We start from the raw sequence: 16,652 nt of genomic DNA, 5'->3' as shown, positions 1-16,652 counted from the left end.
TTGCGGCTCGACCCGTATTTGCCTGCCCACTGGTGGTCGGGTGTGGAGCCGACAGGCGCGGAATCGCCACCCTCGCGCAGGTCAGGCGTGGGTAGGCAAATACGGGTCCGCGCTATTACTTGTTCGGGTCGCGCACGGCGCCGGTGTCGGCCGAAGTCGCCATCCGCGCGTAGGCACGCAGAGCGGCGGTGACCTTCCGGTCCCGCGAGACCGGCTGCCATGGCCGCTCGCTCGCCTCCATCTTCGCGCGGCGCTCGGCCAGCACGTCCTCGTCGACGAGCAGTTCGAGACGGCGCTCGTGGACGTCGAGCAGGATCCGGTCGCCGTTCTGGACCAGGCCGATCGCCCCGCCCGCGGCGGCCTCGGGCGAGATGTGCCCGACCGAGATGCCCGACGAGCCGCCGGAGAACCGGCCGTCGGTGATCAGCGCGCACTTCTTGCCCAGCCCCGAGCCCTTGAGGAACGCCGTCGGGTGCAGCATCTCCTGCATTCCCGGCCCGCCCGCCGGGCCTTCGTAGCGGATCACCAGCACCTCGCCGGGCTGGATCTCCTTCTTGAGGATGGCCGAAACCGCCTCTTCCTGGCTTTCCAGCACCCGTGCCGGGCCTTCGAAGCGCCAGAGTTCCTCGTCGATGCCCGCCGACTTGATGACGGCGCCGTTCTCGGCGAGGTTGCCGCGCAGGATCGCGAGCCCGCCGTCCTTGGTGTAGGCGTGCTCGACGTCGTGGATGCAGCCGTCCGAAGCGTCGGTGTCCAAAGAGGACCAGCGGTTCTCGGTGGAGAACGCCTCCGTGGTCCGGACCCCGCCCGGCGCGGCGTGGAACAGTTCGACAGCCCGCTCCGACGGCTCCTTCGCGCGGATGTCCCAAGTGGACAGCCACGACTCCAGATCCGGCGAGTGCACGGAGTGGACGTCGGTGTTCAGGAGCCCGCCGCGGTAAAGCTCGCCGAGGATGGCCGGGATTCCGCCCGCGCGGTGAACGTCCTCCATGTGGTAGTCCGAGTTCGGCGCGACCTTCGACAGGCACGGCACGCGGCGGCCGATGGCATCGATGTCGTCGATGGTGAAGTCGACCTCGCCTTCCTGCGCGGCGGCGAGGATGTGCAGCACCGTGTTGGTCGAACCACCCATCGCCATGTCGAGGGCCATCGCGTTCTCGAAGGCCTTCTTCGACGCGATCGAGCGCGGGAGCGCGGACTCGTCATCCTGCTCGTACCAGCGCTTGCACAGCTCGACGACCGTGCGTCCGGCGTCCTCGAACAGCGTCTTGCGGGCGGCGTGCGTGGCGAGGGTGGAGCCGTTGCCCGGCAGGGAGAGCCCGAGCGCCTCGGTGAGGCAGTTCATCGAGTTCGCGGTGAACATGCCCGAGCACGAACCGCAGGTCGGGCAGGCCGAACGCTCCACAATGGACAGGCCTTCTTCGTCGACCTCGCTGCTGGCCGACGCGGCGATCGCGGTGATCAGGTCGGTCGGCGCCTGCGCGACCCCGCCGACGACCACGGCCTTGCCCGCTTCCATCGGCCCGCCGGAGACGAACACCACCGGGATGTTCAGCCGCATGGCGGCGTTCAGCATGCCGGGGGTGATCTTGTCGCAGTTGGAGATGCAGACCAGCGCGTCGGCCTGGTGCGCGTTCACCATGTACTCGACGGAGTCCGCGATGATCTCGCGCGAGGGCAGCGAGTAGAGCATTCCGCTGTGCCCCATGGCGATCCCGTCGTCGACGGCGATCGTGTGGAACTCGCGGGCGACGCCGCCCGCCTCCTTCACCGCGCCCGCGACGATCTCGCCGAGGTCCTTGAGGTGCACGTGCCCCGGCACGAACTGGGTGTAGGAGTTCGCGATGGCGACGATCGGCTTGCCGAAGTCGCTGTCGGTCATTCCCGTGGCGCGCCAGAGCGAGCGGGCGCCCGCCGCGTTGCGGCCGTGGGTGGTGGTCCGGGAACGGAGTTGAGGCACGGCTTACTCCAAGGTTCGGGATGGGGACCAGGGCCTTGCCGGGCGAACCGGCGCCAAACTGGTCCTACCAATCCTACTCCCCGGAGGCTTCGTCCTTTTCCGGAGCCGTCTCCTCGGCCTTGGCGACGTCGTCGGTCAGTCCGGAAGGGTCGGCCATGCGGCCCGCGCTGACCAGCGAGATCACCGGAAGATGACGGGTGCGCACGGCGGGGAGGGCGATCTTGGACTCGTCCTTCAGCACCGCCTGCACCTTCGCCTTGTCGGTGATGGCGAGGCCCTTGAGGGAGGTCCACGGCAGGTCCCGGTGCCCGAACATCGTGCGGACTTCCAGTCCCGCGGCGGTCGCCGTCGTGCGGGTCCGGATGACGAACACCGCCAGCGCGATCGGGAAAAGGTACAGCCACTGGAGGTACGGCACGTCGCCGAACGCGACAGGCGTCACACAGACGACGAGGAAAGCGATCGCCAGCAGTGCCGTGTTCGGAATCTTGAAGACGGCTTTGGGAGCCTCGTTCGCCTGTTCTTGCTGCTTTTCTTCGGCCACGTCAAAGATGGTGCACCGCCGCCTTCCGGGCCTCGAACGCGGGTCGCGCGATGCGCCGAAGGTGTCCAGCATGCGGAATCGCCGTCCCGCAGAGTTGACACTCTTGACGGCGACCGGCTAGCTTCACTCTCGTGACAACGCAGACCGGCCTCGTACTTCCCAAGCGCGTCGACGCTTAGGGAAGTCTCCGCTGCGTCGACGCGCGACCCTCGTGCGACCACTCCGGTCGGCGGGGGTTTTTTGTTGCCTGGAACAATTTCAACCGCCGAACCAGCAATGAATACCCGAACGAGTGACTAGACAAGACGAGGCAAACAGCGATGACTAGTGCCACCTCGCGAGCTGAAGCGAACACCCCTGGAGCGCGTCCCAAGCCGGCGCCGCCGGCCGGGACCCCGGTGCGGGTCACGGGCGCGCAGTCGCTCGTCCGCTCACTCGAGGCGGTGGGCGCGGAAGTCGTGTTCGGTATTCCCGGCGGCACCATTCTCCCGGCGTACGACCCGTTGCTCGACTCGACGAAGGTCCGCCACGTCCTGGTCCGCCACGAACAGGGCGCGGGCCACGCCGCCACCGGGTACGCGCAGGCGACCGGCAAGGTCGGTGTGTGCATGGCCACGTCGGGTCCCGGCGCGACCAACCTGGTCACCCCGCTGGCCGACGCGAACATGGACTCGGTCCCGGTGGTCGCCATCACCGGTCAGCAGTCCCGCGCGCTGATCGGCACCGACGCCTTCCAGGAAGCCGACATCTGCGGCATCACGATGCCGATCACCAAGCACAACTTCCTGGTCACCGACCCGGTGGACATCCCGCGCACCATCGCGGAGGCCTTCCACCTCGCCTCGACCGGCCGCCCCGGCCCGGTCCTGGTGGACATCCCCAAGGACGTCCTGCAGGAGATGACCTCCTTCTCCTGGCCGACGGAGCTGCGGCTGCCGGGCTACCGGCCCACGCTGCGCCCGCACGGCAAGCAGGTCCGCGAAGCCGCCCGGCTGATCAGCAAGTCACGGCGGCCGGTCCTCTACGTCGGCGGTGGCGTGGTCAAGGCCGACGCCTCGAGCCAACTGATGGAACTGGCCGAACTGACCGGGATCCCGGTCGTCACCACGCTGATGGCCCGCGGCGCGTTCCCCGACTCGCACCCGCAGCACCTCGGCATGCCGGGGATGCACGGCACGGTCGCCGCGGTCGCCGCGATGCAGCGGTCGGATCTGCTGATCGCCCTCGGCGCCCGCTTCGACGACCGTGTCACCGGGCAGCTGTCCTCGTTCGCGCCGGACGCCGCGATCGTCCACGCCGACATCGACCCGGCCGAGATCTCCAAGAACCGCAAGGCGGACGTGCCGATCGTCGGCGACTGCGCGGAGATCATCACCGAGCTGATCGAGGCCGTCCGCGCCGAGACCGACAAGTCCGCGAAGCCGGATCTGAAGGACTGGTGGACGCAGGCGAGCGCCTGGCGCGACGACTACCCGGCCGGTTACGAATGGCCCGAGGACGGGACGCTTTCCCCGCAGTACGTCATCGAGCGCATCGGTTCGCTCGTCGGCCCGGACGCGGTCTACACCGCGGGCGTCGGCCAGCACCAGATGTGGGCCGCGCAGTTCGTGAAGTACGAGAACCCGCGCACCTGGATCAACTCCGGCGGTCTCGGCACGATGGGCTTCGCCGTCCCCGCCGCGATGGGCGCCAAGTTCGGTGTCCCGGACAAGCAGGTCTGGGCCATCGACGGTGACGGCTGTTTCCAGATGACGAACCAGGAACTGGCCACCTGCGCCATCGAAGGCGCGCCGATCAAGGTCGCCGTCATCAACAACGGCAACCTGGGCATGGTCCGCCAGTGGCAGAACCTCTTCTACTCGGAGCGGTACTCCAACACCGATCTCGGTACTCACAAACACCGCATCCCCGACTTCACCCTGCTCGCGGAGGCGCTCGGCTGTGCCGGGCTCCGCTGTGAGACCAAGGAGGACGTCGACGCCACCATCCGGCGCGCCATGGAGATCAACGACCGCCCCGTCGTGATCGATTTCGTGGTGGGGAAGGATGCCCAGGTGTGGCCCATGGTGGCCGCGGGCACCGGTAACGACGAGATCATGGCCGTGCGCGGGATCCGCCCGCTCTTCGACGACGACGAAGTCGCCGCCGAGGCGGAGATCAACGCGGCAGCGGAAGGAGACGCCCGATGAGCGTGCACACCCTGAGCGTTCTGGTCGAGAACAAGCCCGGTGTCCTCGCGCGGGTTTCCGGACTGTTCTCCCGGCGTGGTTTCAACATCGAATCCCTCGCCGTCGGGCCCACGGAGAATCCCGAGGTGTCCCGGATGACGATCGTGGTCGCCGTCGAAGAGCTACCGCTCGAACAGGTGACCAAACAGCTCAACAAGCTGGTCAACGTCATCAAGATCGTGGAATTGGAAAAGTCCACAGCCGTGCAGCGCGAACTGCTGCTCGTGAAGGTCCGGGCCGACAACACCGTGCGCAGCCAGGTCCTCGAAACAGTGCAGTTGTTCCGCGCGAAGGTGGTGGACGTGTCTCCCGAGGCGCTCACCGTCGAAGCCACCGGGACCTCGGACAAGATCGGTGCCCTGCTCCGGATGCTGGAGCCCTATGGCATCCGTGAACTGGTCCAGTCCGGAATGGTCGCGGTCGGCCGGGGCTCTCGCTCGATCACCGCCACCTCCGCCCGATAATCCATCCATGCCCCCGCCACCACCCTCAACGGAGAAGCCTCGCTTCGCTGAGCCCAATCTTTAATTCAGTAAGTCAGGAAAGGAAGTAGTACCCCTCATGGCAGTGGAAATCTTTTACGACGACGACGCGGACCTTTCGATCATCCAGGGTCGCAAGGTCGCCGTGATCGGCTACGGCAGCCAGGGTCACGCGCACTCGCTGAGCCTGCGCGACTCCGGCGTCGATGTCCGCATCGGTCTGCCCGAGGGCTCGAAGTCGCGGGCCAAGGCCGAGGAGCAGGGTCTCCGCGTGCTCACGCCCGCCGAGGCCAGCGCCGAAGCCGACCTGATCATGATCCTCGCGCCCGACACCAAGCAGCGCGCGATCTACGAGAAGGACATCGAGCCGCACCTCAAGGACGGCGACGCGCTGTTCTTCGGTCACGGCTTCAACATCCGCTACGACCTGATCAAGCCGCCGTCGAATGTGGACGTCGCCATGGTCGCGCCGAAGGGCCCCGGCCACCTGGTCCGCCGCCAGTTCGTCGACGGCAAGGGCGTCCCGGCGCTCATCGCGGTCGAGCAGGACGCCTCCGGCAACGCGCAGGCGCTCGCACTGTCCTACGCGGCCGCCATCGGTGGCGCCCGCGCCGGTGTCATCAAGACGACCTTCACCGAAGAGACCGAGACCGACCTCTTCGGCGAGCAGGCCGTTCTCTGCGGTGGCGCTTCCGCGCTGGTGCAGACCGGTTTCGAGGTGCTCACCGAGGCCGGTTACGCCCCGGAGATCGCCTACTTCGAGGTGCTGCACGAGCTGAAGCTGATCGTCGACCTCATGTACGAGGGCGGTATCGCGCGTCAGCGTTACTCGATCTCCGACACCGCCGAGTACGGCGACCTGACCCGCGGTCCGCGCGTCATCTCGCCGGCGGTCAAGGAAGAGATGAAGAAGATCCTGGGCGAGATCCAGGACGGCACCTTCGCTCGCGAGTGGGTCGCCGAGGACGAGGCCGGACGGCCGAACTTCACCAAGCTCGAGAAGCAGGGTGACGAGCACCCGATCGAGGCGACCGGCAAGAAGCTGCGCGACCTGATGTCGTGGGTGGACCGGCCGATCACCGAGACCGCCTGATTTCAGACCCGAAGGGGCCCTTCGCCACGTTTTCACGCGGCGAAGGGCCCCTTCGGTTTGCACGCCGGAAAGCGATAGCGTGGGCACCATGAGTGAGCAGCCGGTGGACGACAAGGCCCACATCCGGCACGAACTGGACCTGAGCGACGCGCAGTGGATCCGGGCGGAACCGGACGGCGCGAATCTCGAAGACTGCGTCGAGTACGCGCTGGTGCCGCATACGGACGGCGTCACCTACACCGCGATGCGCCAGGCGTCGCGTCCGGAGGGCGACGTCCTCGTTTTCACGCCGTCGGAATGGGACGCGTTCGTGAAAGGCGTCCAAGACGGCGAATTCGACCTGCCGGGTTAGGCGCTGTCTTGGACGCGCGCGAGCAGGTCGTCGAGCCGTCCGGTCGCGGCCGCGAGGGCGAGATGGTCGGCGTAGTCGCGGGATTCGACGATCAGCCCGTCGCGGACACGCAGCACGAAGATGTTGGAGACACGGAATTCCGCGCTGTCCCCGACCGTGCCCTGGTAGTCGAACTCGCCGATCACGACCTCGGGGTCGAGGGTTTCGTGGATCACCAGGTCGCGGACCTGGAACCGGACCTTGCCCCGCTCGCCGAACTTGAAGTGCTCACGCAGGTCCTCCCGGCTCTTCAGGGTTTCCGCTCCCGGCAGGAACGGGTGCGTGACATGGGTTTCCTCGGCGTAGAGCTCCGGTAGCCCGGCCCAGTCGCCGTCCGCGACGCCGTAGGCGAGCCGCTCGAACACGCCGCGCGGGCTCTTCGGATCCGCCGTCGACGCGGGGCGCGGCGGAACCGGAGTGATCTCCCGTTCCGCGGTCTCGTAGCTCTTTTTCAGTGCTTCCAGGCCATCGCGCGCCGCGGTGAGGCGCAGGTAGTCGTGGTAGTCGCGCGAGTGGGCGATGAGCCCGTCGCGGACCCGGAGAAGCTGGATGTTGGCGATGTCGAAGGATTTCCCGGTGTCCAGAGCCTCGCCGACGTTGCGGTACTCGGCGATGATCACTTCCGGGTCGGTTGTCCCGTGAATCAGGACATCCGCCCTGCTCATGCGCACGTTGATTCCTCCGCTGAAGTTCTTGCGGAGCGTCTCGCGGCCCTCGAAGCGGGCCGGCACGGGCGGGCGTTGCGGGTTTTCGACGACGGCGTCTTCCGCGTAGAGGTCGAAGATCGCTTCCCAGTTTCGGGCGGTGATCTCGTCGGAAAGTGTGCCGAAGACGTCGTGGGGTGTGGTCATGAAGGTCTCCCAGTAGGACAGAAACGGAGTCTGTAGTCCGCCTCTGACGATACGGACTACAGACTCCACTTGTCCACCTGTCGGGCGGCCGTGCAGGCGTTGTGAAAGCCACTTTCGCAACGTTGAAGGTTGTGAAAGTGGCTTTCGCAACGCGGGGTACTGCCTTGCCCGCGTGCCGGCTTCGGGTGTCGCGAAAGCCACTTTCAGGACGTCTGATGCCCCGAAAGTGGCTTTCGCAACGCTTTCCGCATGGCCGCACGCCTGGCGGACCACGGGATCGGGAGCGAGCGGGGGCGGGAAGCGGGAAGGTGCCGCGGGCTCAGGCCGCCCGCAGCATCGCCAAGATCTCCGCCTGCTCGAAATGCTCGGCCCACCCCAAAGCCGACGACGAGTACAAGGAATCCTCCAGCGAAGGATCCGCCCCCGCCGCCAGCAAAGCCCGCACCGCGTCCACGTGCCCGCCCTGTACGGCCAGGTGCAGCGCCGTGACGCCGTTCCCGTGCGAAAGGCCGCCGAACGTCCCTTGGTGGTTCACCGAAGCGCCCAGTTCGGCCAAGGTGCTGATCACCGAAGCCTTCCCCTGGGCGGCGGCCCAGGTCAGCGCCGTGCCCCGGTAGACGTCGGCGTCCACGTCCGCGCCGCGCGCCACCAGGCTCCGCACCGCGGACGACCGGTCGTTCCGCGCGGCCCACGAGAGCGCCTCGTCGCGGATTTCGGCCGGATCATCGCTCGGCCGCCAGACCGGGAAACCGCTGTGCGGCCGATGGAACTCGCGATGCGCGCCCGCCGCGGGGGAGAGCGTGCCGTCCGGCGCTAGCAGTTCGTCGAGCAGGTCGGCCCGGCCGAGTCCCGCCGCCACCCGGAGATTGCCGGGGGCGAGGTCACGGGCGGCCAGGACCTCGGCGGCCTCGCGATGGCCCCAGAACAGCGCGACCACCAGCGGTGTCCCGCCGTCGCCGCGGGCGGGAACGCCGACCGGGGCGCCAGCGTCGAGCAGCATCGTGACCAGCAGTGGCAGCCCGACGTACCCGGCCTGGTGCAACGCCGTCCAGCCGTGCACGTTGGCCGACGCCGGATCGGCCCCGTGGTCGAGCAGGATCCGGCACAGCCGCTCGTCGCGGGTGGCGGCGGCCATGCCGAGCAGGTCGTTCCCGTTCTTCCCGTGCGCGTGGACGAGCGTGGGCAGGTCGCCGATCAGGCGCGCGAGTCCGGCGAGGTCCCGCGCGTCGATCAATTCCCGTGCCTGCTCGAAAGCGAGTTCAGCCGGTGACGTCACGCTTCCGCACGCTACCCCCCACCTCCGACAAAACCCGCCATTCGGCCAGCGGGATCCGCTCGTCCACGGTCAGGACCTGGAGGCAGACATGGTCCGCGCCCGCGTCCAGATGTGCCTGCACCCGCGAAGAAATCGCGTCTTCCCCGACGGCGACCAACGCGTCCACGAGCCTGTCGGAGCCGTAATCCTCTTCGGTGAACCCGAATCGCCGCAGATTTGCCCGGTGATGAGCCGCCAGTTCCAGGTACGACGACACGTGCTGCCGCGCGATCTCCCGATCCGAACCCAGCACGACCGCCTGCTCGACGGCGAGGAAAGCCTCGGGCCCCATGACCTCCCGCGCCTGCGCGGTGTGCTCGACAGGGACGAAGTACGGATGCGCCCCGTCGGCGCGCTCCGCGGCCAAAGAGAGCATCTTCGGCCCCAGGGCGGCCAGCAGCCTTCGATGCGGGGAGTCCGGTGTGGACAGTTCCGCCGCGTCCATGGCGTCGAGGTACCCGCGCATCGCTTCCAGCGGTTTCGCCCCCGGCCGGTGCCCGCCGAGCCCGAGGACGAACCGGCCGGGATAGGCCTCCGCGAGGGTCCGCCCGGCGGCCGCGGCGGTGGCCGGTTCCCGCTGGTCGAACCGCGCGATGCCGGTGGCGACGGTCAGCCGGGACGTCGCCGCCAGCAGCAGTCCCGCCTGCGTGAACGCCTCCCTGCCCAGATACTCCCCGAACCACAACGTGTCGAACCCCAGCTCTTCGACTTCCGAAGCGGCATCGCGGACTTCGCCGATTTCCTTGCCGTCGAACGAGAATGTCCAGATCCCGAGGCTCATCGGGTCACCTCCGCCAGCGCCGGGGCCAGCCGCCCCAGCCGGGTCACCAGGGTATCGAGGTCGTCGCCCACCGGGCTGACGAGAACGGTGTCCGCCCCGGCGTCGACGAGTTCCTTGATCCGCCCGGCGATCCGCTCCTCGTCGCCCCACGCGATCAGCCCGTCCACGAGCCGGTCGCTGACGCCGTCGATGTCGGCCTCGGTGTAGCCGAGCCGTTTCCAGCCCTTCAGGTAGTGCTGGATCCCGAACTGCTTCATCACGCGGACGGTCTTCGCGACGTCCGCCCGAGCCTCCTCGCGGTCGCCGAGCAGCACCGAATGGGTGGGAATGAGCAGTTTGTCCTTGCCGAGGATCTCGCGGGAATACGGCGTGTGCTCGAAAGGCTGGGCGAACGGGTGCGCACCGTCCGTCAGGTCTCGTGCGAGTTCGAGCATCTTCGGGCCCACGGCGGCGAGAATCGTCGGAAACGGGACGGGTGAAGGGAATTCCGCCGCGGCGGCCGACATGGCCGTGAGGTACTCCCTGGTCTGTTCGAGTGGCCGGTAGGCCGACCCGGACTTCGCCGCCTGGCTCTCGTGGCCGATGCCGACGCCGAGGACGAACCGGCCGGGGAAGGCGTGCGCGAGCGTCCGGCCGCCGCTCTGGGTGGTGTAGGCCGGTCGCGACCAGATGTTGGCGATCCCGGTGCCGACCACCAGCCGATCGGTGGAAGCGAGCGTGATGGCGCTGTGCGCGTACAGATCCCGGCTGCCAGGGCCTTCGCCGCTCCACACCGTGCGGTACCCCAGTTCCTCCAGCCGCCGCATCGCGCGCAGTTCCGCGTCGGGTGGCGGGGCCAAGGGCGCGAGCGGCAGCCAGACCCCCACCGGTCCCAGCCGGTCGCGAGTCTCTTCGATCAGGTTCATTATCAGTTCTCCCCAGCTAACATGAGGCAGCCTCCGGTTACCTCGCACGACTATACGGAGGCTACCTCCGATTTGTCGAGACTAGGCTCTGGAGCGCGATGGACACCGACAAGAAGCCGCTGCGGGCGGACGCCCGGCGCAACTACGAGCGCCTCCTCGAAGAGGCGAGGCTCGCCTTCGCCGCGCACGGGGTCGACGCCTCGCTGGAGGAGATCGCCCGCCGGGCAGGCGTCGGTATCGGAACGCTCTACCGGCACTTCCCGACACGGGAGGCGTTGGTCGAGACGGTGCTCCGCGAGAGGTTCGACGGGCAGGCCGAGGGGGCGCGCGAACTCCTGGACTCGCCGGAGCCGATGAGTGCGCTGAAGACCTGGCTCGCCGGGATGGGCGATCAGTCGGCGAGCTACCGCGGCCTGCCTGAACTGATGGTCGACGTCCTCGACGACGAAACCTCGCCGCTGTACGCGTCATGTCACGCCATGCGGGACGGTGTATCCCATCTGGTGGAACGGGCGAAGGCCTCGGGTGAGCTCCGGGCGGACGTCACAGCGCACGAACTGCTGGTGCTGTTGCACGCGCTTTCCTGGGCCAGTGAACATCTTTCGGGTGACAAGGGCCTCGAACGGCTCCTCGATCTCGTTTTCGCGGGATTACGGGCGAGTTAACAATCCACTGTCACCGGGTCTAAACTGCGGCGCACCGGGCACAACGGCGTGACCGTCAACCGCTTCGAAGCACTTTTTCCCGCCGAGAAGCCAATCAGCCCCGAGTCGCAGGCACAGACCAGATAGTGGGAGCCGTATCGTGACCAAGCCGAACAAGCCCGTCGTCCTCATCGCCGAGAAGCTCGCTCCTTCCGTGCTGAGCGTCTTCTCCGACGAGGTCGAGGTCCAGCATGTGGACGGTACCGACCGTCCCGCGCTGCTCGAAGCCGTGAAGACGGCGGACGCGCTGCTCGTGCGGTCCGCGACGAAGGTCGACGTCGAGGTCCTCGCCGCCACGACCTCGCTCAAGGTGGTCGCCCGCGCCGGCGTCGGACTGGACAACGTCGAGGTCCCCGCCGCCACCGAACGCGGTGTCCTGGTGGTCAACGCGCCGACGTCGAACATCGTCTCCGCCGCCGAACACGCCGTCGCGCTGCTGCTCGCGGTCGCCCGCCGGGTCCCGGCCGCGGACCAGAGCCTCCAGGGCGGCGCGTGGAAGCGCAGCAGCTACTCCGGCATCGAGATCCAGGGCAAGACCGTCGGTGTGGTCGGCCTCGGCAAGATCGGCCAGCTGTTCGCGCAGCGGCTCGCCGCTTTCGACACCAAGCTCATCGCCTACGACCCCTACGTCTCGGCCGCCCGCGCCGCGCAGCTCGGCATCGAGCTGGTCACGCTGGACGAGCTGCTGGAGCGCGCCGACGCGATCTCCATCCACCTGCCGAAGACCCCGGAGACCAAGGGCCTGATCGGCGCCGAGGCGCTCAAGAAGACCAAGCAGGGCGTCATCATCGTCAACGCCGCGCGCGGCGGCCTGATCGACGAGCAGGCGCTGGCGGACGCGGTGAGCTCCGGCCACGTCGGCGGCGCGGGCATCGACGTGTTCGTCACCGAGCCCACCACCGAGAGCCCGCTGTTCGGCCTGCCGAACGTCGTCGTCACCCCGCACCTCGGCGCGTCGACCGCCGAGGCGCAGGACCGCGCGGGCACCGACGTCGCGAAGTCCGTGCTGCTCGCGCTGCGCGGCGACTTCGTGCCGGACGCGGTGAACGTCGCCGGTGGCGGCACGGTCGGCGAGCACGTCCGGCCGTACCTCTCGCTCACCCAGAAGCTCGGCACCGTGCTGACCGCGCTCAACCCGAAGGCGCCCGCCTCGGTCACCGTCGTGGTCAAGGGCGAGCTGGCTGCCGAGGACGTCAGCGTGCTGCCGCTCGCGGCCGAACGCGGCGTTTTCGCCGGCGTCGTCGAAGACCAGGTCACCTTCGTGAACGCGCCGCGCGTGGCGGAGCAGCTGGGTGTCCAGGTCGATCTGGTCACCGAGTCCGAAAGCCCCAAATTCCGCAGCCTGGTCACCGTTCGCGCGGTCCACGGCGACGGCACGGTTCTTTCGGTGTCCGGTTCGGTCACCGGCAAGGACGAGGTCGAGAAGCTGGTCGAGGTCAACGGCCGCCACTTCGACCTGCGCGCCGAGGGCGACGTGCTGCTGCTGGAGTACCCGGACCGCCCCGGCATCATGGGCCGCGTCGGCACGCTGCTCGGCGAGGCGGGCATCAACATCGAGGCCGCGCAGATCAGCCAGACCACTGACGGAGCGGACGCGGTCATGCTGTTGCGTGTTGACCGTTCGGTGGACTCGCACCTGCTGGAGCCGATCGGCGCGACCGTCGGCGCGCACACGATCCGGGCGGTCAACTTCGGCTGATCTGAAAGCCATCTGACGAAAGCCGCGTCCCCGGACGCGGCTTTCGTTATGTGGCAACACGTTGCTCGCGTTACAGGAATACTTTTCCCCGGTAGTCAGAGCGTTGCGAAGAGCAAGATTCAATAACGGTGAAAAATGCCTACTGAAGTCGGGCTGGTCCCCGGATAGGTTCTTCCGGCGAGGCCGAACCATCGCGCCGTCAAGGGCACGGCGCGGCGCCGGGGCTCACCGTCGGGGGTGTGTTCGAGCGGCAGGCAGGTTCCGAGTCGAGGCCTCGAGTGAGGGCACATACTCATGAACAGATCCCGCGTACCCCGATGGGCCATCCGCTCATCGGCCGCGGTCTTCGCCGCGTTGCTCGCGACGTCCGTGACCGGGGCGACCGCGGCCGCACAGGATGTCCCCCTCGCGGACGGCATCACGCCGGCGAAGATCGACCGTAACGCGTTCCAGGGCAAGGTCGAGCCGAAGCTCAAGGCCGCCCAAGGCCAGATCACCGCCTTCGTCGAGCTGGCCAAGCAGCCCGCCGTCGACGCCTTCAACGCCGAGCAGAACAAGGGTGCCGGCAAGGAGAAGGCCAAGAAGGCCGCGAAGGACGCCAAGGCGAACGCCGCCGCGACGGTGAACTCCGTCGTCGGCCAGCTCAAGGCCGCCGACGCGGGCACCCAGCTGGTCACCCAGACCGCCAACGCGGTCGCGGGTGCGGTCGTCACGGCCGACGCGGCGAAGATCCGCGACCTGGCGAAGCGGCCGGACGTCGTCTCGGTCAAGACGGTCGTGCCGAAGACCCGCACCAACTCCAGCGCGGTCCAGCTGACCAACACGCTCGCGTCGTGGCAGCAGACCGGCCGCTACGGCGACGGCATCCGCGTCGGCGTGATCGACGACGGCATCGACTACACCCACGCCGACTTCGGCGGTCCGGGCACGGTCGAGGCGTACAAGGCGATCAACCGCGACCAGGCCACCCCGGCCTTCCCGACGGACAAGGTCGTCGGCGGTGTCGACCTGGTCGGCGACGCTTACGACTCGGGCAGCAGCGACCCGGCCCTCAAGACCCCGAAGCCCGACCCCAACCCGCTCGCCTGTGGCCACCACGGCACGCACGTCGCGGGCACGGTCGCCGGGTTCGGTGTGGACGAAGCGGGCAAGACGTTCACGGGCGACTACAAGAAGCTGAACAAGAAGAAGCTCGAAGCGATGCAGATCGGGCCTGGCACCGCGCCCAAGGCCCTGCTGTACGCGATCAAGGTCTTCGGCTGCGCCGGTTCGACCAACGTCACCTCGCAGGCGCTCGACTGGTCGCTCGACCCGGACGGCGACGGCGACTTCACCGACCACCTCGACGTGGTCAACCTGTCGCTGGGCGGGGACTTCGCCACCCCGGACGACCCGGACTCGCTGTTCGTGCGCAAGATCGCCGCGAACAACGTCGTCCCGGTGTTCTCCGCGGGCAACGGCGGTGACCTCAACGACGTCGGCGGCGCGCCGGGCAACACGCCCGAGGCGCTGACCGTCGCCAGCAGCCGTGACGCTTCCGTCCTGCGCGACGCCGTCGAGGCCGTGGCACCCGAAGGGGTCAAGGGCTCGAAGACCGGTCAGTTCAGCCAGAACTACGAGGCCTACGACACGCTCGACGTCACCGCGCCGGTCGTCGCACTGTCCGCGGCCAACGCGGCGGGCTGCAACCCGTACTCCGACGCCGACAAGGCCAAGGTCGCGGGCAAGATCGTCTGGCTCGAATGGGACGACAACGACGCGACCCGTGCCTGCGGTTCGGGCGCCCGCTCGAACAACGCGCAGGCCGCCGGTGCCAAGGGCGCGCTGTTCTCGTCCACGCTGGAGCACTTCTCGGCGGGCATCGCGGGCAACGCGGCCACGCCGACGTTCCAGCTGACCGGCAGCGCGACCGCCTCGCTGCGCCCGGCGCTGACCGCCGGCACGCTGCAGGTCCGGATGACCGGCAAGGGTCGCGTGTCCGTGCCGACCTCCGACCAGTCCATTGTGGACACCCCGAGCTCGTTCACCTCGCGTGGCGGGCGCGGACCGGCCGTCAAACCGGACGTCTCGGCGCCCGGTGACACGATCTCGTCCGCGCTGGCGGGCAGCGGAGCGGGCCGTCTGGTCATCTCCGGGACGTCGATGGCGGCTCCGCACACCTCGGGTATCACCGCCCTGATCCGGCAGGCGCACCCGGACTGGTCGGTCGAGGAGGTCAAGGCCTCGGTCATCAACACCGCCGGGCACGACATCCACGACGCGTCGGGCCGTACCTACGCGCCGCAGCGTGTCGGAAGCGGCCGGATCGACGCGAAGGCCGCGCTGGACAACCAGGTCCTGGCCTACGTCGTCGACAACCCCGGCGCCGTCACGGTCAACTTCGGCGTCGTCGAAGCGGGCGGCCCGGTCACCCTGACCAAGACGGTCAAGGTGGTCAACAAGGGCATCAAGCCGGTCGAGTACTCGGTGGGCTACGAAGCCGTGAACGCGCTCCCCGGTGTCGAGTACACAGTGGACAAGCCGACCGTCAAGCTGAGCCCGCGCGGTATCGCGACGGTGAAGGTGACCCTGAAGATCGCCGACCCCAAGGCGCTCCGCAAGGTCATCGACCCGACCATGGCGACCACGCAGGTCGGCCTTGCCCGGCAGTTCGTGGCGGACGCCTCCGGCCGGATCGCGTTCACCCCGAAGAGCGGCACGACCGTGCCGCTGCGGCTCTCGGTGTACTCCGCGCCGAAGCCCGTCTCGTCCATCAACACCCCTGGCAACGTCAACTTCGGCGCGGGCCAGAACCAGGCCGTGCTGAACCTGACCGGCAAGGGCGTGGACCAGGGCACCGGTTCGCAGCGGTACCGCTCGCTGATCAGCGTGCTCGAGCTGCAGGCGGAATCCCCCCAGCTGCCCGAGTGCGAAGCCGGTGTCACCACCGACTGCACGCTGAACCAGACCGCCAAGGGCGCCGACCTGCGCTACATCGGCGCGGCGTCCACGGCTCCGCTGGCCAAGGCACAGGGTGAACCGGAGAACGCGCTGCTGGCCTTCGGTCTCACCACCTGGAGCGACCTGGCCAACCTGGGCAGCAACACCTCGCCGTTCGTGGACATCGACACCACGGGCGACGGGCAGCCGGACTTCGAGACCTATGTCACCAAGGTGACGGCGACCGACGTCCTGGTCGCGGTCACGGTGGCGCTGAAGCCGGGCTTCCCGCAGGTGGACATCCAGCCGGTCAACGGCCAGCTCGGCGACGTCGACACGAACGTGTTCGACACCAACGCCGTCGTGCTGCCGGTGAGCATCGCCGCGCTGGGCATCGACCCGAACGCCGCGTCGCACAAGATCAGCTACACGGTCGGGACCTCCGGGTTCTACGCGGCTCCGGGTGCGGGCTCGTCGACGATCGACTACGTCGGCACGCCGCTCGCGTTCGACGCCCTTGCTCCCGCGTACTCGGTCCAGGGCGGCGGCGACTCCGCGCTGGGCTACGTCGCGAAGCCGGGCACGGCGCTGGTGGTCAACCGCAACGCGGCCGCCCAGGACACCGTCCTCGGCCTGCTGGCGATCGATCACCACAACGCCTCGGGCAACCGGGCGAACGTGGTGAAGATCCAGACGAACAACGGCAACGGCGAATCGGGTGTCGACCGGGCGGGTAACGGCGGGCGGCACACCGGACGTCAGCCGATCGGTGTCGGCTGA

Annotated in this window: 13 protein-coding genes; 7 read left to right on the top strand and 6 right to left on the bottom strand. The window is 68.4% G+C overall.

The features are described from left to right. Positions 1-115: 115 nt before the first annotated feature. Positions 116-1,960: a dihydroxy-acid dehydratase gene (ilvD, locus tag AMYAL_RS0108500; RefSeq protein WP_020630877.1), complete on the bottom strand. Its 1,845-nt coding sequence runs from the start codon at positions 1,958-1,960 to the stop codon at positions 116-118. 73 nt (positions 1,961-2,033) lie between these two features. After that, entirely contained in the window at positions 2,034-2,504 is a 471-nt protein-coding gene (locus tag AMYAL_RS0108495) for a PH domain-containing protein (protein WP_020630876.1), read from the bottom strand. 320 nt (positions 2,505-2,824) lie between these two features. Here AMYAL_RS0108495 and AMYAL_RS0108490 point away from each other — a divergent pair, with 320 nt between their 5' ends. From AMYAL_RS0108490 to AMYAL_RS0108475, 4 genes are all read left to right on the top strand, one after another. Beyond that, on the top strand, positions 2,825-4,693 hold the full coding sequence (locus AMYAL_RS0108490) for an acetolactate synthase large subunit (RefSeq protein ID WP_039793889.1): 1,869 nt from the start codon (positions 2,825-2,827) through the stop codon (positions 4,691-4,693). Beyond that, positions 4,690-5,196 carry an acetolactate synthase small subunit gene (gene ilvN, locus AMYAL_RS0108485; protein ID WP_005162051.1) on the top strand — a complete coding sequence of 169 codons (507 nt, stop codon included), beginning with the start codon at positions 4,690-4,692 and terminating at the stop codon, positions 5,194-5,196. Before AMYAL_RS0108490 ends, ilvN begins: the two co-directional genes overlap by 4 nt. 97 nt (positions 5,197-5,293) lie before the next feature. Next, the gene (ilvC, locus tag AMYAL_RS0108480) at positions 5,294-6,307 is read left to right on the top strand and encodes a ketol-acid reductoisomerase (RefSeq protein WP_026466863.1); all 1,014 of its coding nucleotides are present in this window, start codon (positions 5,294-5,296) and stop codon (positions 6,305-6,307) included. Positions 6,308-6,395: 88 nt separating this feature from the next. Beyond that, positions 6,396-6,659 (top strand): DUF397 domain-containing protein, encoded by a 264-nt coding sequence (locus AMYAL_RS0108475; protein ID WP_026466862.1) that lies wholly within the window; start codon positions 6,396-6,398, stop codon positions 6,657-6,659. Here the strand turns inward: AMYAL_RS0108475 and AMYAL_RS0108470 are convergent. The 4 genes from AMYAL_RS0108470 to AMYAL_RS0108455 form a co-directional block, all read right to left on the bottom strand. Then, positions 6,656-7,549 carry a nuclear transport factor 2 family protein gene (locus AMYAL_RS0108470; RefSeq protein ID WP_020630872.1) on the bottom strand — a complete coding sequence of 298 codons (894 nt, stop codon included), beginning with the start codon at positions 7,547-7,549 and terminating at the stop codon, positions 6,656-6,658. The two genes, AMYAL_RS0108475 and AMYAL_RS0108470, sit on opposite strands and share 4 nt — an antisense overlap. Positions 7,550-7,868: 319 nt before the next feature. Further along, positions 7,869-8,825, bottom strand: coding sequence for an ankyrin repeat domain-containing protein (locus AMYAL_RS0108465; protein WP_020630871.1), 957 nt, complete (start codon positions 8,823-8,825; stop codon positions 7,869-7,871). Further along, complete coding sequence (locus AMYAL_RS0108460) at positions 8,809-9,645, bottom strand: TIGR03620 family F420-dependent LLM class oxidoreductase (protein WP_020630870.1); 837 nt, start codon at positions 9,643-9,645, stop codon at positions 8,809-8,811. Before AMYAL_RS0108460 ends, AMYAL_RS0108465 begins: the two co-directional genes overlap by 17 nt. Continuing rightward, complete coding sequence (locus AMYAL_RS0108455; RefSeq protein WP_020630869.1) at positions 9,642-10,550, bottom strand: TIGR03620 family F420-dependent LLM class oxidoreductase; 909 nt, start codon at positions 10,548-10,550, stop codon at positions 9,642-9,644. The genes AMYAL_RS0108460 and AMYAL_RS0108455 overlap by 4 nt, the downstream gene beginning before the upstream one ends. 98 nt (positions 10,551-10,648) lie before the next feature. Between AMYAL_RS0108455 and AMYAL_RS0108450 the strand changes: the two genes are divergently transcribed. From AMYAL_RS0108450 to AMYAL_RS0108440, 3 genes are all read left to right on the top strand, one after another. Continuing rightward, positions 10,649-11,215 carry a TetR/AcrR family transcriptional regulator gene (locus tag AMYAL_RS0108450; RefSeq protein WP_020630868.1) on the top strand — a complete coding sequence of 189 codons (567 nt, stop codon included), beginning with the start codon at positions 10,649-10,651 and terminating at the stop codon, positions 11,213-11,215. A 139-nt stretch (positions 11,216-11,354) separates the two neighbouring features. Continuing rightward, positions 11,355-12,953 carry a phosphoglycerate dehydrogenase gene (gene serA, locus AMYAL_RS0108445; RefSeq protein WP_020630867.1) on the top strand — a complete coding sequence of 533 codons (1,599 nt, stop codon included), beginning with the start codon at positions 11,355-11,357 and terminating at the stop codon, positions 12,951-12,953. 294 nt (positions 12,954-13,247) lie between these two features. Next, entirely contained in the window at positions 13,248-16,652 is a 3,405-nt protein-coding gene (locus AMYAL_RS0108440; RefSeq protein ID WP_020630866.1) for a S8 family serine peptidase, read from the top strand.

The sequence above is a fragment of the Amycolatopsis alba DSM 44262 genome (genome assembly GCF_000384215.1).
Taxonomy (GTDB): domain Bacteria; phylum Actinomycetota; class Actinomycetes; order Mycobacteriales; family Pseudonocardiaceae; genus Amycolatopsis; species Amycolatopsis alba.
Note: the sequence above shows the minus strand (reverse complement) of the source record. Positions and strands in the feature narration are given on the sequence as shown.